The organism is Comamonas sp. MYb21 (genome assembly GCF_037479395.1).
Classification (GTDB): Bacteria; Pseudomonadota; Gammaproteobacteria; order Burkholderiales; family Burkholderiaceae_C; genus Comamonas.
On sequence record NZ_JBBGZC010000001.1, the window covers coordinates 292,861 to 313,820 of the forward strand.

Genomic DNA, 20,960 nt, shown 5'->3' on the forward strand with positions numbered 1-20,960 from the left:
CACGGGAGACTGAAGCCGCCCAGCGCTGCTCAGCCCAAAACAAAGCCCTGGCCGTACCTGACAGCCAGGGCTTTGTTGCAATGGCTTGTGGTCTTACTGGCGGATCACTTCCGCACCGGACGGAATCGCAAACTCGAACGCCGAGCCCGGCAGCGAAGGCAGGGCCTTGAAGCCGACAAAGCGCAGCACCGAGCGCTGGCCAAAGCCATCCTCGATCTCCAGGGTCTGCAGCTCATCGCCCTTGAAGCCGACCTTGACCTGCTTGATCTGGCCGTCCTTGTTCTTCGGGATGGCCTGGGCCCATTGCTGGCCATCGGCCTCGGGCAGGCTGCTCACGTCAAACTCGGCCTTCAGCGCCTGCAGGCTCGACGCGGACGCCAGCAGGGCCGCAGGCGTCTGGCCCAGGGCCTTGCTCTGCTGGCGCTGGGTGACCTGGTTCAGGTCGGCGTCATAGACGGTCAACACCGTGCCATCGGCGACGATGGTCTGGTCAAACGGCTTTTGGTAGATGAACTTGAACTTGCCCGGCCGCTGGAATGCAAAGCTGCCGCTGGAAGTCTTGACCCTGCCTGCCTGGCCCTGCTTGGCGGGCGAGGTGACCGTCTGCGTGAACTGGGCTTCACCGGCCTGCGAGCTGGTCATGAACTTTTCCAGGCTTTGCAGGCCATCGGCCTGTGCCCAACCGGCCAGGCTGACCAGGGCGGCTGCTGCGATCCATTGTTTCATCGTGAATCCTTTCGTGCTTTGCGAACAAAGCCAATGCATGGGCCACTTTCGGGCCAACAAGGGGTTTGGAGTGCGGCAGCGGGCCACAAGTGCCCGCTGTGGGCCGCCAAGGCGCTGGCTTTGCGAATGTTTACCCGCCGCTGCGCTATTCTTCACCGCCGGGACGGTGGGCCACCAGCACTTCGCGCTGGCCGCTGCCGGTCAAGGCGCTCACCAGGCCGGCGCGCTCCATCTCTTCGAGCAGGTTGGCCGAGCGGTTGTAGCCAATGCGCAGCTTGCGCTGCACGTAGGAGATGCTGGCCTTGCGGTCCTTGAGCACGATCTCGACCGCCTGGTCGTACATCGGGTCCTTCTCGCCACTGCCGCCGCCCTCTTCATCGCCAAAGCCGGAATCGCCCTCACCAGTGCCGCCTTCGAGCACGCCGTCGATATAGTCGGGCTCGCCCTGCTCCTTGAGGTAGCTGACCACACGGTGCACTTCCTCGTCGGACACAAAGGCGCCATGCACCCGCACCGGGAAGCCCGTGCCGCTGGCCATGTAGAGCATGTCACCCATGCCCAGCAGCGCCTCGGCGCCCATCTGGTCCAAAATAGTGCGGCTGTCGATCTTGGAGCCCACCGAGAACGCGATACGCGAGGGGATATTGGCCTTGATGAGGCCGGTGATCACATCGACGCTGGGGCGCTGGGTGGCCAGGATCAGGTGGATACCGGCAGCGCGCGCCTTTTGCGCCAGGCGTGCAATCAGCTCTTCGATCTTCTTGCCGACCACCATCATCAGGTCGGCCAGCTCGTCGATCACCACAACGATATGCGGCAGGCGCTGCAAGGGCTCGGGCGACTCGGGCGTCAGGCTGAAGGGGTTGGGGATGCTTTCCTCGCGCGCCTTGGCCTCGTCGATCTTGGTGTTGTAGCCCGCCAGGTTGCGCACGCCCAGCTTGCTCATCAGCTTGTAGCGGCGCTCCATCTCGGCCACGCACCAGTTCAGGCCGTTGGCCGCCTGCTTCATGTCGGTCACCACCGGGCACAGCAGGTGCGGAATGCCTTCGTAGACCGACATTTCCAGCATCTTGGGGTCGATCATCATCAGCCGCACATCCTTGGCCTCGGCCTTGTAGAGCACGGACAGGATCATCGCGTTGATACCCACGGACTTACCGGAACCGGTGGTACCGGCGACCAGCACATGCGGCATCTTGGCTAGGTCGGCCACCACCGGCTTGCCGATGATGTCCTTGCCCAGGCCCATGGTCAGCAGGCTCTTGGCGTCGTGGTACTCGTGCGAGCCCAGGATTTCGGTCAGGCGGATGGTCTGGCGCTTGGCATTGGGCAGCTCCAGTGCCATATAGGTCTTGCCGGGGATGGTCTCGACCACGCGAATCGACACCAGCGACAGCGAACGGGCCAGGTCCTTGGCCAGGTTGACGATCTGCGAGCCCTTGACGCCGGTGGCCGGCTCGATCTCATAGCGGGTGATCACCGGGCCGGGCGCGGCCTCGACCACGCGGACTTCGACGCCAAAGTCCTTGAGCTTTTTCTCGATCAGGCGGCTGGTCATCTCCAGGGTTTCGTAGGAGACGCTCTCCTGCGTCTTGGGCGCCGCATCGAGCAGGTCCACCTGGGGCAGGCGCGTGTCGCGCAGCTCGTTGAACAGCGGCTTTTGCCGCTCCTTGACCACACGGGCGCTGGGCTGCGCCTGGGGCTTGAGCGGCTGGGCGATATGCAGGCCCGAATCGACGGCTGCGCTGCGCGGCGCAGCGGGCAGCATGCTGTCCAGGCCATCACCGGTCGGATCCATGCGCGAGGCCATCGGTGCGGGTGCCGCACTGCTGACCTCGGCCTCACGCGCCTGCGCCGCCTTCTTGCCCACGGCCTTGTCGGCAGCGGCTTCGCGGCGCAGCATCAGCTTTTGCAAAGTGCGTTCAATCCCGGCGCCGACCTTCTCGGCGATCTGGCCCCAGGAGAAGCCCAGAATCCAGGACAGGCCCAGCAGCAGCAGCATGACGCCGACAATGCCCGAGCCGGTAAAACCCATCCAACGCTCGGCCAGCGGGCCGAGCAAAAAGCCCAGCACACCGCCGGCAGCGCCAGGCAGGCTGGCCTCAAAGCGGTAGAGGCGCGACCATTCCAGCGCAGCGCTGGCCAGCAGCAGCACCACCAGACCACCCCAGAACACCATGCGGCGCAGCCACAGCGGGCGCGGATCATTGGGCGGTGCCTCCCCGGCGCGCAGCCAGCGTGCCAGCGACGAGAACCAGGCCAGCACGGCCGCGACCACCAGCCACCAAACCGAAAAACCCACCATGAAATAGCCGCCGTCAGACACCATCGCGCCCAGGCGCCCCATCCAGTTGCTGACATGGCCGGCAATTTGGGTGCCCGAGGTGGACCAGGCCGGGTCCTTGGGCGAGTAGCTGACCATGGCCGCCACGCAAAACGCCATCAGCACAAAACTGACGATGAGCACCAGCTCGTGCCCAAAACGGCGAACCCCCATCACCAGCGAATGGCCGGTCTGGGGTGCTGTCTTTGATTTCTTTGATGAGTAAGCCATAACCTAGGAGCCAGAGCTTACCCTAAGCGGATTGCAAATTCGATAGCAGGCCAGGGGCCTGGGGCTGGGTGATGCCCCGGTGCGACGCGGTGCTTCAGGCAAAGTGCGGGCCGCCCTGCCACACAGAGCGGGCTGCCAAGGCAGCGACAGGCGCTGGCCATCAGCACAAATACCCAATAAAAACATAAATCTGATGCACAAAAAGCATGGCTAGCCACCGGTCCTGGGCCCCTGTCACCTGGCAATACGCAACATTTTGTAATCTACCTATCTTCCTACAATCCCACCCCTTGCGCCAGCACGCCGCAACGATTGTTGTCATTGGTGCGCAAAGGCAGCGCCAGGCGTCCTCAGGTGCTGCGATGGCTTGCGACAATCAAGGACATTGACACAAGCCATCCACAGAGGGTGGCTAGTGTTTGATACTCTTTCATGTTTTGCTGCGCGCGAGCCAGCCCCCTTGATTGATTCGCAGATGCCCCGCATCTGCTCCCCATGAATGCGATAGGAGTTCTATGTCCGCCATCCACCAACATGCCAAAGTACTGATTCTGGGCTCGGGCCCTGCGGGCTACACGGCCGCCATCTATGCGGCGCGTGCCAACCTCGATCCCGTCCTGATCACCGGCATGGCCCAGGGCGGCCAGCTGACGACCACCACCGAAGTGGACAACTGGCCCGCCGATGTGATGGGCGTGCAAGGCCCGGCGTTGATGCAGCGCTTTTTGGAGCATGCCGAGCGCTTCAAGACCCAGATCATCTTTGACCACATCAACCAGGTCGATTTCAGCAAGCGCCCCTTTACCTTGAAGGGCGACAGCGGCACCTACACCTGCGACAGCCTGATCATCGCCACCGGCGCATCGGCCAAGTACCTGGGCCTGCCCACCGAAGAGGCCTTCATGGGCCGTGGCGTGTCGGCCTGTGCGACCTGTGACGGTTTCTTCTACCGCGAGCAGCCCGTCTGCGTGATCGGCGGCGGCAACACTGCCGTGGAAGAGGCGCTCTACCTGTCCAACATCGCCAGCAAGGTGACCCTGGTGCACCGCCGCGACAAGTTCAAGGCCGAGCCCATCCTGGTCGACAAGCTGATGGAGAAGGTCCAGGAAGGCAAGATCGAGCTCAAGACCCACTTCACGCTCGATGAAGTGCTGGGCGACCAGTCGGGCGTCAATGGCATCCGCATCAAGAGCACGCAGGACGGCCACACCGAAGACATCGCGCTGCAAGGCTGCTTTATCGCCATTGGCCACCACCCCAATACCGACATCTTCCAAGGCCAGCTGGAGATGGAAAACGGCTACCTGGTGACCCAGATGGGCCGTGGCGGCTTTGCCACACAAACCAGCGTGCCCGGCATCTTTGCCGCCGGCGACGTGCAAGACCACATCTACCGCCAAGCCATTACCAGCGCGGGTACCGGCTGCATGGCCGCGCTGGATGCCCAGCGTTTCCTCGAGCAGGAATAAACCACAGAGCAAAGGGCCTAGCCCGAATTTTGCTTTCGGGTTATAATCCTTGGCTTTGCTGCTTGCCGCCTTTTGCTATTTCGCAATCTTCGGCGCGTGAACAGGAAACTACGGCAGGTTTGCCAGCGGTCTTGCACCACTGAACAGGTCCGGCCGTGAACATGGGCTACCGCCACCCTTTGATTGGCGAGGTGAGGCTGCAAGCCGCGCTGTCTTTAACGGGGCAGACAGGGCAAGCAGCTGTTAAAACTTTCGGAGTGTCCTGATGGCACGCGTTTGCGAAGTAACGGGCAAGAAGCCCATGGTGGGAAACAACGTTTCCCACGCCAACAACAAAACCAAGCGCCGGTTCCTGCCGAACCTGCAATATCGCCGTTTCTGGGTGGAAACTGAAAACCGCTGGGTTCGCCTGCGTGTTTCCAGCGCCGCTCTGCGTCTGATCGACAAGAACGGTATTGATTCTGTGCTCGCAGACCTGCGCGCACGTGGCCAAGCTTAAGGAGTATCACCATGGCATCCAAAGGCGGACGCGAAAAAATCAAGCTGGAATCGACAGCCGGCACCGGTCACTTCTACACGACCACCAAGAACAAGAAGACAATGCCTGAAAAGATGTTGATCACGAAGTTCGATCCCAAGGCTCGCAAGCATGTGGATTACAAGGAAGTGAAGCTGAAGTAATCAGCCTGTACGCCACCATTCACCTGGTGGCATGCAAACACCACAAAGGACACCTCGGTGTCCTTTGTGCTTTTCTGCGTCCGGTTTTCTAAGCAGCGCGCCCTCGGCGCCCCGGCATCAAGCCCTGGGCGGCAGCCCCAGCTGCGCATGCATCATGCGCCCCAGGCTGCGGTAGGCCTCGTCCACTGCGTCGGTAAATGGCATGCCGCAGCTCAGCCGCAGAAAGTGGTCGTAATGGCCTGTGTTGCTGAACATGTCGCCAGGCGCCACGCGGATGCCCACGGCCAGCGCCTCGTCATACAGGCGGCTGGACGAGATTTGCTCGGACAGCTCCAGCCAGATGCTCAGGCCGCCCGCGGGCAGGCTCAGGCGCGTGCCGATCGGAAAATAGCGTGCGACGGCCTGCGCAGCGGCCTGGCGCTGCACGCGCAGCTGCTGGCGCAGGCGTACCAGGTGCCGCATGTACGACGGTGACCCCACCGTGCGTGCGCCCAGCAGCTGGGGCCAGACCGGCAGGTTGCGCGAGCGGGCGAACTTGATCATCTGCACCCGCTCCTGCCAGCGCCCGGCATTCATCCAGCCCAGGCGCAGACCCGGCGCATAGCTTTTGGACAGCGAGGAGCAATAGATCACCGAGCCATCGGTGTCCCAGGCCTTGCAGGGCTTGAGCACCTCGTCGGATTCGACAAATTCGCGGTAGATATCGTCCTCGATCAGCGCGACCCGGTACTCGCGGCACAGGGCCACTAGGCGCCGCTTGTGGCTGTCGGGCATGGTGGCGCCCTGGGGCATCTGCAGATGGGGCACCACCACGACGGCCTTGAGGTTGGGGTGGGTGCGCAGGGCCAGCTCCAGCGCCTCGATGGACATGCCGGTGTGCGGGCTCGACGGGATCTCCAGCGCCTGCAGCTTCTTGGCTTCGATCGCCTGCAGGATGCCGTAGAAGGTGGGGGACTCAATCGCCACCATGTCGCCCGGCTGGGTCAGCGCATCGAGCGCCAGGTTCACCGCCTCGGAATTGCCAAAGGTGGCCGCAATGTCCATCGGCGCCAGGCGCACGCCAAAGCCCAGCGCGTAGCGCGCCATCGAGGCCTGAAAATCCGGATGGGTGAACGGCGCCGACGGGCCGTGCACCAGGATCTGGGGCTGCTCGCGCAGCAAGGCCACGGCCAGCTGGTTGAGCAGTTTGGCATCGAACAGCTCGGGCGCCGGCATCGCACTGCCCAGATCCACCTTGAGCGGCCCCTTGAGGCGCGCCTTGTTCAGGTACTCGGCCGCCCGCTCACCAATACCTTCAAAGCGGTGGTCCTGCATCGGGAACGGGCCCAGTTGCAGCGGCTCGCGCGCGGCGGGCATCTGCAGGGCCGTATCGCTGACGAAATAGCCCACGCGGGGCCGCGCCTCGATCAGGCCGCGTGACTCGAGCACGCGCAGCACCTGCAACGCTGTGCTGTGGCTGACATGGTGCTGGCGCCGGATATCGCGCACCGAGGGCATGCGTGCGCCCACACCCAGGGTCTGCTGGGCAATAGCCTGCTCAAAATGCGCGGCGATGCGCTCGTACAGAAACGCATCGTCCGCAGGCGGGCTGCCTGCCGCGTCTAGGGCATGGCTTTCGGGGATGTCACACAGACTCTCTTCTAACAGCGGCACAGCAGGACTCCTGGTTCCGGGAACCTGTCCTTCACCCTTGTGCACCACCGCAGTGGCCAGGGCCAGGTTCCCATTCGCAGCGCTATGGTCTCAGGTTCAACCCTGACAGAACAGATACAGAAACTGTGATTTTGAACCAGAACAGCCGCTTTGTGCTTGCGCTGTTCTGCCCGACCCTGGTGCGGACTGTGTCTGTTGCGTTGCACTGCATTTTTTTACGCTAGAGCCCTGTTCTGCAATGCTCAGGAAAGCGCAAAAAATGACCACCAGCACCACCGCCCGCCTCGCCACCGCCCTGCCAGGCAGCGCCAGCCCCAAGGCCCAGACCAGCGCCCCGGCGCAGCCCGCCATCCACAGCAGCAGCCTGGCCTTGCGTGCAGGCCAGGGCCAATGGTTGTATCTGGAGGCGGGCAGCAGCCTGTACTGCCGCGCCGGGCAGCTGCGGATCAGCTCACCCTGGCACAGCGCGCTGCGCCTGGTGGCCGAAGAGGCCCCGCACTGCAATGGCGCGCATGCGGGCTGGTACTGGCTGCAAGCACAAGGCCTGCAGCCCGCCCAATTGCTGGTGCAGGTGCAGGCCTATGCGGGCTGGCGCGCCGGTTGGCGCAGTGTGGCCAACTGGCTGGGCTGGAAAGGCTGACAGCAGAGGCAGCCTGCCAAGGCGCAATCGCCTTGGTGGCCAATGCCTTATTTGACTGACTGCCTTACTTGCGCTGCCAGACGGCGGCAAAGAAGCCGTCGGTCTGGTGCAGGTGGGGCCACAGGCGCAGGTACTGGCTGCCGCTGTCGCCGCCGCTGCACAGGCTGGCGGCCTGCTCGACCTTCAGGCCCGCCAGCAGCTCGCCGGCATCCATCGGCACAAAGTCCGGGTGGGCGGCGGCAAAGGCCTCGGCAATCGCCTCGTTCTCAGCGGGCAGGATGCTGCAGGTGGCATAGACCAGGCGGCCGCCGGACTTCACCATGCGGGCGCTGCTGGCCAGAATCGCAGTCTGCTTGGCCGTCAGCTCTTCAATGGCCTTGGGGCTTTGGCGCCATTTCAGATCGGGATTGCGGCGCAAGGTGCCCAGGCCCGAGCAGGGGGCATCGACCAGCACGCGGTCCATCTTGCCGGCCAGGCGCTTGACCCGCTCATCGCGCTCATGCGCAATCGCAGCCGGGTGCACATTCGACAGGCCCGAGCGGGCCAGGCGCGGCTTGAGTGCCTCCAGACGGTGGGCCGACACATCAAAGGCGTAGAGGCGGCCGGTGCTGCGCATGGTGGCGCCAATGGCCAGGGTCTTGCCGCCAGCGCCAGCGCAAAAGTCGGTCACCATCTCGCCGCGTTTGGCATCCAGCAACAAGGCCAGCAGCTGCGAGCCCTCGTCCTGCACCTCGACCCGGCCTTTGACAAAGGCCTCCAGGCGCGACAGCGCAGGCTTGTCGGCCACGCGCAGGCCCCAGGGGGAGTACGGGGTGGGTTCGGCCTTGATGCCCGCTTCCTTGAGCTCTTTCTGCAGCTCGCTGCGCTTGGTCAGCAGCGCATTGGCACGCAGATCCAGCGGGGCCGTCTCCAGCATGCTGGCGGCCAGCTGCTCGAACTGCTCACCCACCTGGGCCTGCAGCGGCTCGACCAGCCACTCGGGCAGGTTGTGGCGGTGCTGGGGCATGAGGCTGGCCGGCGCAATCGCGTCGCAGTCGTCGAGCCATTGCACTTCCTGGTCGCTGAGCGCGCTTTTGACAAAGCTGCGCGGGCCGGCAAAGCCGAGGATGGCCAGGCGGCGCTCGCGCGCACCGCTGCCCGAGCGGGCCAGCGATTCAAACAACGTTTTCTTGCGCAGCACGGTGTACACCGTCTCGGCCAGCGTGCCACGCTCGCGCGGGCCCAGGTTGCGGTGTTCACGGAAATAACGCGACACCACGGCGTCGGCCGGGTGTTCAAAGGTGAGGGCCTGCGCGACCAACTCGGCGCAGGCATCTAAAAGGGCTTTGGGGTGCATAGCCGCTATTGTCCCATTGCGCCAGTATCCGGGCGCCAGGCCCGGCTAACCGGTGAGCGGCGCTGTGCCGCTGCTGGGCGCGCCACCGGGCTGCTCGGTGCGGTCATAGACCAGCCCCCAGGGCATGGCCGCCAGCTGGCGCAGCGCGGTGGGGCCCAGCTCCTCGACATGGGTGATCCACAGCGGCATCAGCTTGCACAGCAGCAGCTCGCGCTCCAGGTAGCCGCGCCACTGCAGCTCCAGCCGCTTGTTGTCCTGGTAGTGCACGCCGGGCCGGTCGAGCACCAACACCAGCGCATAGGCCCCCGGCAAGCTGCGCAGTGGCCGCGCCAGCAGCCAGGCACGGCGCAAGCGCGGGCAGTGCTGCAGATGCAGCTGCAGTGCTGCGAGCTCCGAAGCCCACAGCGGATGCGGCAGCGCGGTACAGGCGCGCGCACCCAGCAGGCTGCCCTGCACCAGGCGCTCATCGCGCAGCGCCTGCAGCTGCGTGCGGGCCAGCGCCTCGCGCGCGCGCCAGTCGCTGCGCAGCTGGCGCACCGAGGCCTCGTCAAAATCCTCATCCTCCAGCACATCGAGCACGCCCGAGGCCAGCCGGCACCAGGCCGCACCCATCGCCGGCAGCTGCGCAAAAGCCTGCGCCAGGTACTGCAGCTGCGCCTCCCAATCCATGCCCATGTGCAGGCTGGCGCAGGCGGCCAGCGCGCGGGCGTTGCCCGGCTCCAGCTCCAGCGCGCGCTGGTAGATCGGCAAGGGGGCATCCTGGTGCTGCAAGGCCGTGCTTTGCAGTTGCCAGCCCAGCTCCACCAGCTGGTCGGCATCCAGGTAGGGCTCGCGCGGCATCAGCGCGGCCACGCGCGCGGCCGATGCGCTCAGGATCTGGCGGTAGGCCACCCAGTCATGGCCATGGCGCACACACCAGCGCTGGTCGAGCAGCTCGATCCAGCGCTCCGATCGCTTGCCCAGCCAGGCCAGGCAGTTGCTGCTGGACATGGGCGTGAGGCCCGGGGGCACGTCGAGGCCCCGCAGGCGCTCGCGCAGGCTGGGGGGCGTGTCCTGGTAGCTGGCGGGTGCATGGTATTCCTGCTTCCAGCCCTGGTAGACCCAGTTGACATCCATGCTGTGGTTCATCACCCCGGCCATCAGGCTGAAAGGCCCGATCGGCGAGGCCAGCTCGCGGGCGCGCAGCCAGTGCATGGTCCAGAACTGCTCGCGGAACCAGCGCCCGCGCACTGCCACCTCGGACAGAGCCTCGCCCATCAGCGGCTTGCTGACCCAGCGGGCCGCCATGCGGTCGGCAACGGCCTCGTCCTGCCGCGCCAGCACAAAGCTGGCCGCCCACCAGCGCGGCAAATACCAGCGCATGAAGCGCTCATTGGCCCAGCCCAGGTGCGTCATCTGGCGCGCATCGGCGAGGCGCTCATGCAGGCCTTGCAGGCGGCGGCGGGCGCGGTAGACTGCGGCCTGCAGCCAGCCCTGGCGGCGGCGCAGATGGCTGTATTCCTGCGCGATCATGGCCACCAGGCGCGGCCGGTCAATCGCCATCGCCAGCGGCAGGCCCAGCAGCAGGTGGTAGCGCGCCGGCAGCAAGCCGCCCAGCCGCATCTGCTGCGCAATGCGCAGGCCATAGTCTTCGGTGATCACCAGCTGGCAGATACGGGGGCCGCGCACTTTCTGGCGCACGCGCTCGAGTGCCTCAAAAAGGCGCGGGCATTCGGCAGCGGGCACGGCGATGCCCTCGGGGGTGACCCAGTCGGAGCGGGTCAGGCGCAGCACGCTGATGAGCAGCGCCACACCGGCAAAAAAGCCAAAGATCTGCAGGCCGTAAAAGCCCTGGTAGACCCAGGACAGCACCGACCAGGCCAGCAAGGCCAGACCCAGCAGCAGAGCACCCCAGATCCACAGCCCCGCCAGCAGCAGCATGCCAAAGACATGGCGGCGGAAGACCGCCGGCGCTTCTGCAGCGGCGCGCGTATAGGCATCGACCCGCTGCACAAAATCTATCTGCTCCACCCCACCCTCCGAACAGGTTCTGGCCGCACAGCGCTGGTGCCTGGCGCGCACGGGCCATATCGGCATGTGCAGGCGGGCGCATCTGCTAGGCTTGGTTATTTTTTCAGATTATGGAACAGCACCCGATGCCAGCACCAGCTATTTCGCCCGGACTCTACCGCCACTACAAAGGCCGGCTCTACCAGGTCTGGCAGCTGGCCCAGCACAGCGAGACGCGCGAGTGGCTGGTGGTCTACCAGGCGCTGTATGGCGATTACGGCTGGTGGGTGCGGCCAGCGGCCATGTTCAGCGAGGACGTGGAAGTGAACGGCCAGCGCCAGCCCCGGTTTGCGGCTTATACGCCACAGACCGAGACGCCTGACCAGGTGTGACAGCGTTGGGCAGCGCTCAGTGCGCCTGCAACAGCGCGCGCACCGCCTTGGGGTAGATCTGGTGCTCTTGCACCAGCACGCGCGCGGCCAGCAGCTCGGCCGTGTCGCCCGGCAGCACGGGCACCAGGCCCTGCTCCAGGATGGGGCCGGCATCCAGATCGGCGGTCACCTGGTGCACCGAGCAGCCAGCAAACCTGCAACCGGCATCGATCGCACGCTGGTGGGTGTGCAGCCCGGCAAAAGCTGGTAGCAGCGAGGGGTGGATGTTGATGAGCCGGCCGCTGTAATGCGCAACAAAACCGGGGGTCAGAATGCGCATGAAACCGGCCAGTACCACCAGGGACGGGGCATGGGCATCGATGCACTGCATCAGCGCTGCGTCAAAGCTCTCGCGGCTGTCATAGGCCTTGTGGTCCACCACGGCGGTGGCAATGCCCTGCTGCTGGGCAAACTGCAGTCCGCCGGCCTGGGCCTTGTTGCTGACCACCGCCGCCACCCTCGCCCCCAGGGTCTCCTGCCAGCGCTCTTGCTGCGCGGTTCGCACGATGGCCGCCATATTGGAGCCGCTGCCGGAGATCAGGATGACGATGTTTTTCATGGAGGCGGCATTATCGCAGGGCGGCGAACGTCCCGAAACACGCCGCGGCCTCAAATGGCGGATAATCAAAGGCTTTACTGAATTCACAGCCACGTTTACGGGCTCGCCCGCAGTTACTCCATGAGCGCAAAAGCACCTGTCGATCCGATTCGCAAATTCCTCGAAACCGCCCGCCACCAGATTGCTGTGGGCAACCTCACGGGTGCAGCCCAAACCCTCAACGATGCACGCCAGCGCTCGCCACGCGATGCGCGCCTGTTCATGCTGGCCGGCCTGATGGCCGAGAAGTCGGGCAACCTGCGTGGCGCCATTGATGCGATGCAGCGCTGCGAAACCCTGGCCCCGGACTGGGCGCCCGGCATTCTGGAGCAAGCCCTGCTGTATGCACGCCATAACCGCGAGCACGAGGCCATGGCTGCCGCCGAGAAGGTCATTGCCCTGGAGCCCAACAATGCCCGCGTGATTGCCGGCGTCATCGACATCGCCCACCGCGTTGGCAACACCGAGATGGCCATCCGCCACCTGCGCCGCGTGCTGGAGCTGACCCCCGAGGACCGCATTCTGCGCCGCTATCTGGCGGTCGACCTGGGCACCGTGCGCCAGTACGACGAAGCACTGGCCGTGTTTGGTCCGCTGATCGACGAAGATCCGAAAGACCATCTGGCCCGTATCGGCCGGGTGCAGATGCTGCAAGCGCGCGGCACCATGCAGGACGCGCTGCCCGATACCACGGCACTGCTGGCGCTGCAGCCCGATGACAAGGTCTACCAGTACTACCACCAGCTGGCCCAGGGCCAGGTGCCCGCGTATGTGCCGGTCGAGCTGACCACCCACATGTTCGACGAAATGGCTTCGGTCTATGACATGCACATGGTGCGCCATCTGGCCTACCAACTGCCCAAGCAGGTGGCCGACCAGCTGCTGCAGATCTACCCCAACCGCCGCTTCAACCTGCTGGACCTGGGCTGCGGCACCGGCCTGCTGGGTGCGACGCTAGGCGCCATCGATGGTTACATCATGGGTGTGGACATGTCGGCCAAGATGCTCGAGCAAGCGGCCAAGCACAAGGTCTACTACAAGTTCCACCAGGTCAACCTGCTCGAAGCGCTGGCCGCTACCCCGGCCAACACCTTCGAGGCCATCACCGCGCTGGATGTGCTGATCTATGTCGGCGACCTGCAGCAAACCCTGGCCGATGCCTACCGTGTGCTGACCCCCGGCGGCGTGCTGATCTTCTCCTGCGAGCACGGTGATGTCACCGGCCCGGACAGCCAGCTGCAGCCCTTTGGCCGCTACACCCACACCTTGAGCAGCACCGTGCGCCTGGCCAAGGCTGCCGGCTTTGACCGTATCGACACGCGCGATGTGGAGCTGCGCATGGAAGCGGGCCAGGCCGTCGATGGCTTTGTGGTCACCGCCTACAAGCCCAAGGAGGCCTGATAGCTAACGGCTCTGAGAGCCCGCCAACGGAAAAGGCCTTGTCTTGCGACAAGGCCTTTTTGCTGGGGATGGCAAAGGCAGCGCTCAAGCCGTCAAGCGCGAGCTCTTGGGCACATGGGCCATCAAGAACTCCATCTGGTCGGTCAGGATGCGGCGGTTGCGCAGAATGAAGTCTTCCCAGAGGCTGGGGGTGTAGGGCGCATAGAGCAGCGGCATATGCGCCTGCTCGGGCGTGCGGCCTGCCTTGTGGTGGTTGCAGGAGGCGCAGGCCGTCACCACATTCATCCAGGTATCGGGCCCCTTTTGGGACACCGGAATGACATGCTCGCGGGTCAGGTGCTCTTCGTCAAAATGCTCGCCGCAGTAGGCGCAGATATGGCGGTCACGGCCAAACAGCTTGCTGTTGGTGAGGGTCATGCGCATCGCAAAGGGGTCGATGCCGGGCTTGCCACGGGTGCCGATGATGCTGGCCACCTCGATGCGTGACTGCAGGCCGGTGATGGCGTTATGCCCGCCGCGGAAACAGGCGACGCTCGAGCCCGCCTCCCAGCGCACATCACCTGCTGCGTAGTGCGTCACCGCCTCCTGCAACGTGATCCAGGATTGCGGAACGCCACTTGCCGATAACTTCAACACCTTCACAATGGGCCTCCTGCGCATTGGGAATTGAACCGAAATACCGTTGACCCGCGCAGCGCCTGGCCACGAAAAATGCCGCGACCCACGCACATGCTGCACGCAGACCCGGGCACCAAGTCATAATGGTCAATATACACTTTTATTGTGAAATTGCACACCAGCGCTCGGCTCGAAAGCGCAAGCCGCTACAAAAAACAAAGCAAAGATGAAAATCTTCAGAGGACTTGACCACCCCGAGGTCACCCGGCACTGCGCCCTGACCATTGGCAATTTTGACGGGGTGCACCGGGGCCACCAGGCCATGCTGGCGCTGCTGCGCAGCGAAGCACAGCGCCGGGGTCTGGCCAGTTGCGCGCTCACCTTCGAGCCCCATCCGCGCGACTACTTTGCCCAGGTGCTGAACAAGCCCGACCTGGCGCCTGCCCGCATCTCCACCTTGCGCGACAAGCTCGACCAGCTCGCCCAATGCGGCATTGACCAGGCGATTGTGCTGCCCTTCAATGCGCGGCTGGCTGCGCAAGCCCCGCAGGCCTTTATCGACGATGTGCTGCTCAAAGGCCTGGGCACCGGCTACCTGCTGGTGGGCGATGATTTCCGCTTTGGCCACCAGCGCGCGGGCGACTACGCGATGCTGGTCGAGGCCGGCCGCAAGCAGGGCTTTGATGTGGCGCGCATGAACAGCTACGAGTCCGATGGCCTGCGCGTGTCCAGCACGGCGGTGCGCCAGGCGTTGGGCCAGGGCGATATGCCTGCGGCGGCCAAGCTGCTGGGCTACCCCTATGCGATATCGGGCCATGTGGTGCATGGCCGCAAGCTGGGCCGGCAACTGGCCGAAAGCCGCGCCGGCGCGGGCGACGGCTTTCGCACCTTGAACCTGCGCTTTGACCATTGGAAACCCGCTGCCAGCGGTATCTTTGTCGTGCTGGTGCACGGCCTGTCGGCCCAGCCGCTGCCGGGCGTGGCCAACCTGGGCGTGCGCCCCTCGCTGGACCCGAATGACGTCAACGGCGGCCGCGTGCTGCTGGAGACGCATTGCCTGCAATGGCCCGCGGAACTGGGTGGAGACGGGGCATACGGTAAAATCATCCGAGTGGAACTTCTACACAAACTGCACGACGAGCTCAAATACGACAGTCTGGACGCCCTGACCACAGGGATTGCCAAGGACTGCGCGGATGCCCGTGCCTTCTTCCATACGGCGAGCCACGCCGAAACCCGTCGCCAGACCACGCGCGACCGAATTTGACGCTGACTTGACTGCGCCGTGCCGCGCAGAAGTCCGCACTCGCCTGCACCACGTGCACGTCAGACAACGCTTCTGCGCTATACATTTTTCCACTGACCGGCATGATCACCCCGCCCGGATCAGGACCATGTTTTGCTTTGAAGGTATTTATGTCCGACAAATCGTCCCCCGCAGAAAAGGCCTCTGCGTACCGCGCCACCTTGAACATGCCCGACACCCCGTTTCCGATGCGCGGCGATCTGCCCAAGCGCGAGCCGGGCTGGGTCAAGGACTGGGAGGACCAAGGCATCTACAAGCGCCTGCGTGATGCCCGCAGCGGCGCGCCCAAGTTTATCCTTCACGACGGCCCGCCCTACGCCAACGGCAAGATCCACATCGGCCACGCCGTCAACAAGATCCTCAAGGACATGATCGTCAAGAGCCGCCAACTGGAAGGCTATGACGCGCTGTACGCGCCAGGCTGGGACTGCCACGGCCTGCCGATCGAGAACGCGATCGAAAAGCTCCACGGCCGCAACCTGCCCCGCGACGAGATGCAGGCCAAGAGCCGCGCATTTGCGACCGAGCAGATCGGCCAGCAGATGGCGGACTTCAAGCGCCTGGGCGTGCTGGGCGACTGGGACCATCCCTACAAGACCATGAACTATGCCAATGAGGCGGGCGAGCTGCGCGCGCTCAAGAAGGTCATGGAGCGGGGTTTTGTCTACCGGGGCCTCAAGCCCGTCTACTGGTGCTTTGACTGCGCCTCGTCGCTGGCCGAGTTCGAGATCGAATACGCCGACAAGCAAAGCCAGACGCTGGATGTGATGTTCCCGGCGGCCGACCCGGCCAAGCTGGCAGCTGCCTTTGGCCTGGCCAAGCTCGACAAGGAAGCCTTCATCGTCATCTGGACGACCACCGCCTGGACCATCCCGGCCAACCAGGCCTTGAACGTCAACCCCGAGCTGGAATACAGCCTGGTCGATACCGAGCGTGGCCTGTTGGTGCTGGCCAGCGCGCTGGTGGACAAGTGCATGGAGCGCTGGGGCATCCACGGCAAGGTGATCGCATCGGCCCCCGGCAAGGTGCTGGACCACATGCCCTTCAAGCACCCGCTGGCCCATGTGGACAAGGGCTATGACCGCATCTCGCCCGTCTACCTGGCCGACTACGCCACGGCCGACGACGGTACCGGTATCGTTCACTCCGCGCCCGCCTACGGTCTGGATGACTTCAACTCCTGCGTGAACAACGGCATGGACTACAAGGACATCCTCAACCCGGTGCAGGGCAATGGCGTCTATGAGCCCGAGCTGCCGCTGTTTGGTGGCCAGCACATCTGGAAGGCCGTGCCCGTCATCCTGGACGCGCTCAAGGTTGCCGGCCGCCTGATGGACACCAAGACCATCACCCACAGCTACCCGCATTGCTGGCGCCACAAGACGCCGGTGATCTACCGCGCCGCCGCCCAGTGGTTCATCCGCATGGACGAAGGCGAAGGCGTGTTCACCGACCCGGCCCAAAAGCCTGCACAGACCCTGCGCCAAATCGCGCTGGACGCGATCGAGCACACCAGCTTCTACCCGGAAAACGGCCAGGAGCGCCTGCGCGCGATGATCGCCGGGCGCCCCGACTGGTGCATCTCGCGCCAGCGCAGCTGGGGCGTGCCCATCCCCTTCTTCCTGCATGTGGACACGGGCGCGCTGCACCCGCGCACGATGGAGATCCTGGACCAGGCCGTGGGCATCGTCGCAGAAGGCGGTATCGAGGCCTGGAGCCGTGTGACCGGTGAAGAGATCCTGGGCGTCGACGAGGCCAAGCTCTACACCAAGAGCACCGACATCCTGGAAGTCTGGTTCGACTCGGGCTCGACCTTCTGGCATGTGCTGCGCGGCACCCACGCCGAGCACCACCACGACAGCGGCCCCGAGGCCGATCTGTACCTGGAAGGCCATGACCAGCACCGTGGCTGGTTCCACAGCTCCTTGCTGCTGGCCTCGGCCATCTTTGGCCGCGCGCCCTACAAGGGCCTGCTGACCCACGGCTTCACCGTCGACGGCCAGGGCAAGAAGATGTCCAAGTCGGTGGGCAACACCGTCGCGCCGCAGGATGTGAGCAACAAGATGGGCGCCGAGATCATCCGCCTGTGGGTGGCCTCGACCGACTACTCGGGCGACCTGGGCATCGACGACAAGATCCTCGCCCGCGTGGTGGATGCCTACCGCCGCATCCGCAACACCTTGCGCTTCCTGATGGCCAACATCAGCGACTTCGACGTGGCCAAGGATGCGGTGGCCTACGAGGACCTGCTGGAGATCGACCGCTGGGCGCTGGCCCGCTCGGCGCAGTTCCAGGCCGAGCTGCTGGCGCACTACAAGGTCTATGAGTTCCACCCCGTGGTGGCCAAGCTGCAGCTGTTCTGCTCCGAGGACCTGGGCGGCTTCTACCTGGACGTCCTCAAGGACCGCCTCTACACCAGTGCCGAAGGCAGCCTGGCGCGCCGCTCGGCCCAGACCGCGCTGCACCAGATCACCCAGGCCATGCTGCGCTGGATGGCGCCCTTCCTGTCCTTCACCGCCGAAGAGGCCTGGAAGATCGTCGGCAACAGCGAAACCATCTTCCTGGAGAAATTCTGCGACCTGCCCGCCGGCGACGAGGCGCTGCTGGCCAAGTGGGCCCGCATCCGCGAGATCCGCGATGTGGTCAACAAGGACATCGAAACCCTGCGTGCCGATGGCAAGGTGGGCGCGTCGCTGCAGGCCGAGGTAGCCATCAGCGCCCAGCCCGAGGACCTGGCGCTGCTGCAGACCCTGGCTGACGACCTCAAGTTCGTGCTGATCACCTCAGCCGCCACGGTGGCTGCCGGTGATGCGCTGAGCGTGGCCGTCAACCCATCGGACAAGGCCAAGTGCGAGCGCTGCTGGCACTACCGCGACGATGTGGGCCAGAACCCGGCCCACCCCACCCTGTGCGGCCGCTGCGACAGCAACCTCCATGGCGCGGGTGAAACCCGCCTGATGGCCTGATGAAGGCCGCCGCCACCCCTGCTGTGGGCAGCGCCGGCAAAGGCCGGTTTGTGCTGTGGCTGGTGATTGCTGCGGTGATTTTCTGGCTGGACCAGTGGAGCAAGGAATGGATCCTGGCCCACTACCAGCTGGGCGACTACACCACGATCACCGGCTTTTTCAACATCGTGCGGGCGCACAACCCCGGCGCGGCCTTCTCGTTCCTGGCCAGCGCCGGCGGCTGGCAGCGCTGGCTGTTCACCGGCATTGGGGTGGTGGTGACGGCCGTCATCGTCTGGCAGCTCTACCGCCACAGCCACAAGGCCCTGTTTTGCCTGGCGCTCAGCTGCATCATGGGCGGGGCGATTGGCAATGTGGTCGACCGCATGCGCCACGGCTATGTGGTTGACATGCTCGACTTCCACTGGATGGGCAGCCATTTCCCGGCCTTCAACCTGGCCGATTCAGCGATTTGCCTGGGCGCCTTCCTGCTGATTCTGGACGAGCTGCTGCGCATGCGCCGGGGCGAAAAAAGCTGATCAGGCTTTCTGCCGCGTTTATAGCCAATACCCAGACACCGCCCTCGCGCCGCGACGGCGGTGTTTTTTATCGGTGGCCCACCCGCCTCCACAACAGCCGCTGCCAGGCGCCTATCACCGCCTGGCCTGCATAAAAAGAGACACATTGGCATTCGCCCTACAGCGCAGCGCGCTTATCAGGGGTATAGTGTCCGGTTCGCCTTATGAAACACTTGCTCAATCTTCTTGCCGCCATTGCGCTGCTGGTGTGGGGCTCTCATATGGTGCGCACAGGGGTGCTGCGCGTCTTTGGCGCCAACCTCCGCAACCTGCTGGCGCGCAGTATGAGCAACCGCTTTACCGCGATGCTCTCGGGCATCGGGGTCACGGCCCTCGTCCAGTCCAGCAGTGCCACCTCCCTGATGACCGCGTCCTTCGTCGGCCAGGGCCTGATACCGCTCACCGCTGCCTTGTCGGTCATGCGCGGCGCCGACGTGGGCACCGCCTTGATGGCGGTGCTGTTCTCCACCGACCTGTCCTGGCTCTCGCCGCTGCTGATTTTCTCGGGCGTCGTGCTGTTCATCTCCAAGCAGGATTCCACGCCCGGCCGCGTGGGCCGCGTCTTTATCGGCCTGGGCCTGATGCTGCTGGCGCTGCGCCTGATCGTCGAGGCCACCGAGCCCCTGCTCGCATCCGAAGCCGTGCGCACCCTGCTGGTCAGCGTCAAGAGCGACTTCTTCATGGAGCTGCTGCTGGGCGCGATCCTGGCTGTCATTGCCTACTCGAGCCTCGCCATCGTGCTGCTGATCGCGGCCATGGCCGCGTCGGGCGCCATCACCGGCGATATGGCCCTGGGCCTGGTGCTGGGTGCCAACCTGGGCAGCGGTGTGCTGGCCGTGCTGCAAACGGCCAAGTCCAGCATCGAAGTGCGCCAGGTCACCATCGGCAACCTGATCTTCAAGATCATGGGCGTGGCCATCGTCTCCCCGTTTGTCGGCTTGTGGGTCACCTATGCAATGCCCTACATCAACGATGCGGGCCGCTCGGCGGTGCTGTTCCACCTGGCCTTCAACATCCTCAACACGCTGGGCTTTATCTGGTTCACCGGCGTGATCGGCGACTGGATGCGCAAACTGCTGCCCAAGGAGGAAGCCAACAAGGGCCCCCAGCGCCCGCGCCACCTCGACGCCTCAGCGCTGTCCACCCCGTCGCTGGCCATCTCCTGCGCCGCGCGTGAAGCGCTGCACCAGGCCGATGTGGTCGAATCCATGCTGATTGGCCTGCATAACGTTGTGCAGACCGACAACCAGCAGCTGTCGCAAGACCTGCGCAAGCTCGATGACACGGTCGATGAGCTGTACTCGGCCATCAAGTACTACATGACCAAGATCTCGCGCGCCGAACTGGACGAGCGCGAGAGCCAGCGCTGGACCGAAGTGATCAACTTCACGATCAACATGGAGCAGATTGGCGACATCATCGAGCGCGTGCTCACCGACGTCGAGAACAAGAAGATCAAGAAACGCCGCCAGTTCAGCAAGCAGGGCATGGAAGAAATCAACGAGCTGCATGCCCACCTGCTGGACAACCTGCGCCTGGCGATGAGCGTGTTCCTCTCGGGCAATGTGCGCGATGCGCAAAAGCTGCTCGAAGAAAAAGCGCGCTTCCGCGACCTGGAGCTGGCCTATTCCGCCTCGCACCTGGAGCGCCTGTCGCACAACACCGTCCCCAGCATCGAGACCAGCTCGCTGCACATCGACCTGATCAGCGACCTCAAGCGCATCAACTCGCTGCTGTGCTCGGTCGCCTACCCGATCCTGGAAGCCGCTGGCGCGCTGGCCCATAGCCGCCTCAAAGACGACCCGGAGCCCGCCCGCCACTGAGGCAGCGGGCCGGAATTCGCATACAATCGCTGATGCTGCCAGGCGACCACTCCGCCCAGCAGCCACCAGGAAGTTTGGCAGAGTGGTCGATTGCACCGGTCTTGAAAACCGGCAACCCGAGAGGGTTCCAGGGTTCGAATCCCTGAGCTTCCGCCAGAACAGCAAAAGCACCCCACCGAGGGTGCTTTTTCGTTGGCGGCTTCTGCCACGCC

General features: G+C 64.5%; 17 protein-coding genes and 1 tRNA gene. 11 read left to right on the plus strand and 7 right to left on the minus strand.

Annotation, left to right across the window (positions count from 1 at the left end):
* Nucleotides 1-93 precede the first annotated feature (93 nt).
* Nucleotides 94-726, minus strand: coding sequence for an outer membrane lipoprotein chaperone LolA (gene lolA, locus WH367_RS01340; RefSeq protein WP_021026862.1), 633 nt, complete (start codon nucleotides 724-726; stop codon nucleotides 94-96).
* 145 nt (nucleotides 727-871) lie between these two features.
* Nucleotides 872-3,280, minus strand: coding sequence for a DNA translocase FtsK (locus tag WH367_RS01345; RefSeq protein WP_027010900.1), 2,409 nt, complete (start codon nucleotides 3,278-3,280; stop codon nucleotides 872-874).
* Between the two features lie 515 nt (nucleotides 3,281-3,795).
* Between WH367_RS01345 and trxB the strand changes: the two genes are divergently transcribed.
* The 3 genes from trxB (at nucleotide 3,796) to rpmG (ending at nucleotide 5,430) form a co-directional block, all read left to right on the plus strand.
* Nucleotides 3,796-4,749, plus strand: a complete 954-nt coding sequence (gene trxB, locus WH367_RS01350) for a thioredoxin-disulfide reductase (protein WP_339533845.1) — start codon at nucleotides 3,796-3,798, stop codon at nucleotides 4,747-4,749.
* A 265-nt stretch (nucleotides 4,750-5,014) separates the two neighbouring features.
* Nucleotides 5,015-5,248, plus strand: coding sequence for a 50S ribosomal protein L28 (rpmB, locus tag WH367_RS01355; protein ID WP_021026859.1), 234 nt, complete (start codon nucleotides 5,015-5,017; stop codon nucleotides 5,246-5,248).
* An 11-nt stretch (nucleotides 5,249-5,259) separates the two neighbouring features.
* Complete coding sequence (gene rpmG / locus WH367_RS01360; RefSeq protein ID WP_021026858.1) at nucleotides 5,260-5,430, plus strand: 50S ribosomal protein L33; 171 nt, start codon at nucleotides 5,260-5,262, stop codon at nucleotides 5,428-5,430.
* Nucleotides 5,431-5,547: 117 nt separating this feature from the next.
* Here rpmG and WH367_RS01365 read toward each other — a convergent pair whose 3' ends face one another.
* Nucleotides 5,548-7,083 carry an aminotransferase-like domain-containing protein gene (locus tag WH367_RS01365; protein ID WP_445228050.1) on the minus strand — a complete coding sequence of 512 codons (1,536 nt, stop codon included), beginning with the start codon at nucleotides 7,081-7,083 and terminating at the stop codon, nucleotides 5,548-5,550.
* A 259-nt stretch (nucleotides 7,084-7,342) separates the two neighbouring features.
* Here WH367_RS01365 and WH367_RS01370 point away from each other — a divergent pair, with 259 nt between their 5' ends.
* Complete coding sequence (locus WH367_RS01370) at nucleotides 7,343-7,723, plus strand: hypothetical protein (RefSeq protein ID WP_339533847.1); 381 nt, start codon at nucleotides 7,343-7,345, stop codon at nucleotides 7,721-7,723.
* Nucleotides 7,724-7,787: 64 nt separating this feature from the next.
* Here WH367_RS01370 and WH367_RS01375 read toward each other — a convergent pair whose 3' ends face one another.
* Entirely contained in the window at nucleotides 7,788-9,059 is a 1,272-nt protein-coding gene (locus WH367_RS01375; protein ID WP_339533849.1) for an RsmB/NOP family class I SAM-dependent RNA methyltransferase, read from the minus strand.
* Between the two features lie 45 nt (nucleotides 9,060-9,104).
* The gene (locus WH367_RS01380) at nucleotides 9,105-11,069 is read right to left on the minus strand and encodes a M48 family metallopeptidase (RefSeq protein WP_339533850.1); all 1,965 of its coding nucleotides are present in this window, start codon (nucleotides 11,067-11,069) and stop codon (nucleotides 9,105-9,107) included.
* A 125-nt stretch (nucleotides 11,070-11,194) separates the two neighbouring features.
* Between WH367_RS01380 and WH367_RS01385 the strand changes: the two genes are divergently transcribed.
* Nucleotides 11,195-11,440, plus strand: coding sequence for a DUF1653 domain-containing protein (locus WH367_RS01385; protein WP_043338519.1), 246 nt, complete (start codon nucleotides 11,195-11,197; stop codon nucleotides 11,438-11,440).
* 16 nt (nucleotides 11,441-11,456) lie between these two features.
* On the opposite strand, the gene purN is transcribed toward WH367_RS01385, so the two are convergent.
* The gene (gene purN / locus WH367_RS01390; protein ID WP_339533851.1) at nucleotides 11,457-12,038 is read right to left on the minus strand and encodes a phosphoribosylglycinamide formyltransferase; all 582 of its coding nucleotides are present in this window, start codon (nucleotides 12,036-12,038) and stop codon (nucleotides 11,457-11,459) included.
* A 120-nt stretch (nucleotides 12,039-12,158) separates the two neighbouring features.
* On the opposite strand from purN, the gene WH367_RS01395 reads away from it, so the two are divergent.
* The gene (locus tag WH367_RS01395; protein WP_339533852.1) at nucleotides 12,159-13,478 is read left to right on the plus strand and encodes a methyltransferase; all 1,320 of its coding nucleotides are present in this window, start codon (nucleotides 12,159-12,161) and stop codon (nucleotides 13,476-13,478) included.
* Nucleotides 13,479-13,562: 84 nt separating this feature from the next.
* Here WH367_RS01395 and WH367_RS01400 read toward each other — a convergent pair whose 3' ends face one another.
* Nucleotides 13,563-14,120 (minus strand): HNH endonuclease, encoded by a 558-nt coding sequence (locus tag WH367_RS01400; RefSeq protein WP_027010515.1) that lies wholly within the window; start codon nucleotides 14,118-14,120, stop codon nucleotides 13,563-13,565.
* A 202-nt stretch (nucleotides 14,121-14,322) separates the two neighbouring features.
* Here WH367_RS01400 and WH367_RS01405 point away from each other — a divergent pair, with 202 nt between their 5' ends.
* The 5 genes from WH367_RS01405 to WH367_RS01425 all read left to right on the plus strand — a co-directional run bounded on the left by WH367_RS01405 (nucleotide 14,323) and on the right by WH367_RS01425 (nucleotide 20,904).
* Nucleotides 14,323-15,363, plus strand: a complete 1,041-nt coding sequence (locus WH367_RS01405) for a bifunctional riboflavin kinase/FAD synthetase (protein ID WP_339518347.1) — start codon at nucleotides 14,323-14,325, stop codon at nucleotides 15,361-15,363.
* A 149-nt stretch (nucleotides 15,364-15,512) separates the two neighbouring features.
* Nucleotides 15,513-18,368: an isoleucine--tRNA ligase gene (gene ileS / locus WH367_RS01410; RefSeq protein WP_339533853.1), complete on the plus strand. Its 2,856-nt coding sequence runs from the start codon at nucleotides 15,513-15,515 to the stop codon at nucleotides 18,366-18,368.
* Entirely contained in the window at nucleotides 18,368-18,886 is a 519-nt protein-coding gene (gene lspA, locus WH367_RS01415; protein WP_339533855.1) for a signal peptidase II, read from the plus strand. The genes ileS and lspA overlap by 1 nt, the downstream gene beginning before the upstream one ends.
* 203 nt (nucleotides 18,887-19,089) lie before the next feature.
* Nucleotides 19,090-20,748 (plus strand): Na/Pi cotransporter family protein, encoded by a 1,659-nt coding sequence (locus WH367_RS01420; RefSeq protein WP_021025300.1) that lies wholly within the window; start codon nucleotides 19,090-19,092, stop codon nucleotides 20,746-20,748.
* Between the two features lie 68 nt (nucleotides 20,749-20,816).
* Nucleotides 20,817-20,904 (plus strand) — tRNA-Ser (locus WH367_RS01425).
* Nucleotides 20,905-20,960 lie beyond the last annotated feature (56 nt).

Excerpts from the sequence above, each read along its gene's own strand:
- lolA (WP_021026862.1), bottom strand. The coding sequence starts at position 726 with ATGAAACAATGGATCGCAGCAGCCGCCCTGGTCAGCCTGGCCGGTTGG.
- WH367_RS01345 (WP_027010900.1), bottom strand. The coding sequence starts at position 3,280 with ATGGCTTACTCATCAAAGAAATCAAAGACAGCACCCCAGACCGGCCAT.
- trxB (WP_339533845.1), top strand. The coding sequence starts at position 3,796 with ATGTCCGCCATCCACCAACATGCCAAAGTACTGATTCTGGGCTCGGGC.
- rpmB (WP_021026859.1), top strand. The coding sequence starts at position 5,015 with ATGGCACGCGTTTGCGAAGTAACGGGCAAGAAGCCCATGGTGGGAAAC.
- rpmG (WP_021026858.1), top strand. The coding sequence starts at position 5,260 with ATGGCATCCAAAGGCGGACGCGAAAAAATCAAGCTGGAATCGACAGCC.
- WH367_RS01370 (WP_339533847.1), top strand. The coding sequence starts at position 7,343 with ATGACCACCAGCACCACCGCCCGCCTCGCCACCGCCCTGCCAGGCAGC.
- WH367_RS01375 (WP_339533849.1), bottom strand. The coding sequence starts at position 9,059 with ATGCACCCCAAAGCCCTTTTAGATGCCTGCGCCGAGTTGGTCGCGCAG.
- WH367_RS01385 (WP_043338519.1), top strand. The coding sequence starts at position 11,195 with ATGCCAGCACCAGCTATTTCGCCCGGACTCTACCGCCACTACAAAGGC.
- purN (WP_339533851.1), bottom strand. The coding sequence starts at position 12,038 with ATGAAAAACATCGTCATCCTGATCTCCGGCAGCGGCTCCAATATGGCG.
- WH367_RS01395 (WP_339533852.1), top strand. The coding sequence starts at position 12,159 with ATGAGCGCAAAAGCACCTGTCGATCCGATTCGCAAATTCCTCGAAACC.
- WH367_RS01405 (WP_339518347.1), top strand. The coding sequence starts at position 14,323 with ATGAAAATCTTCAGAGGACTTGACCACCCCGAGGTCACCCGGCACTGC.
- ileS (WP_339533853.1), top strand. The coding sequence starts at position 15,513 with ATGTCCGACAAATCGTCCCCCGCAGAAAAGGCCTCTGCGTACCGCGCC.
- lspA (WP_339533855.1), top strand. The coding sequence starts at position 18,368 with ATGAAGGCCGCCGCCACCCCTGCTGTGGGCAGCGCCGGCAAAGGCCGG.
- WH367_RS01420 (WP_021025300.1), top strand. The coding sequence starts at position 19,090 with ATGAAACACTTGCTCAATCTTCTTGCCGCCATTGCGCTGCTGGTGTGG.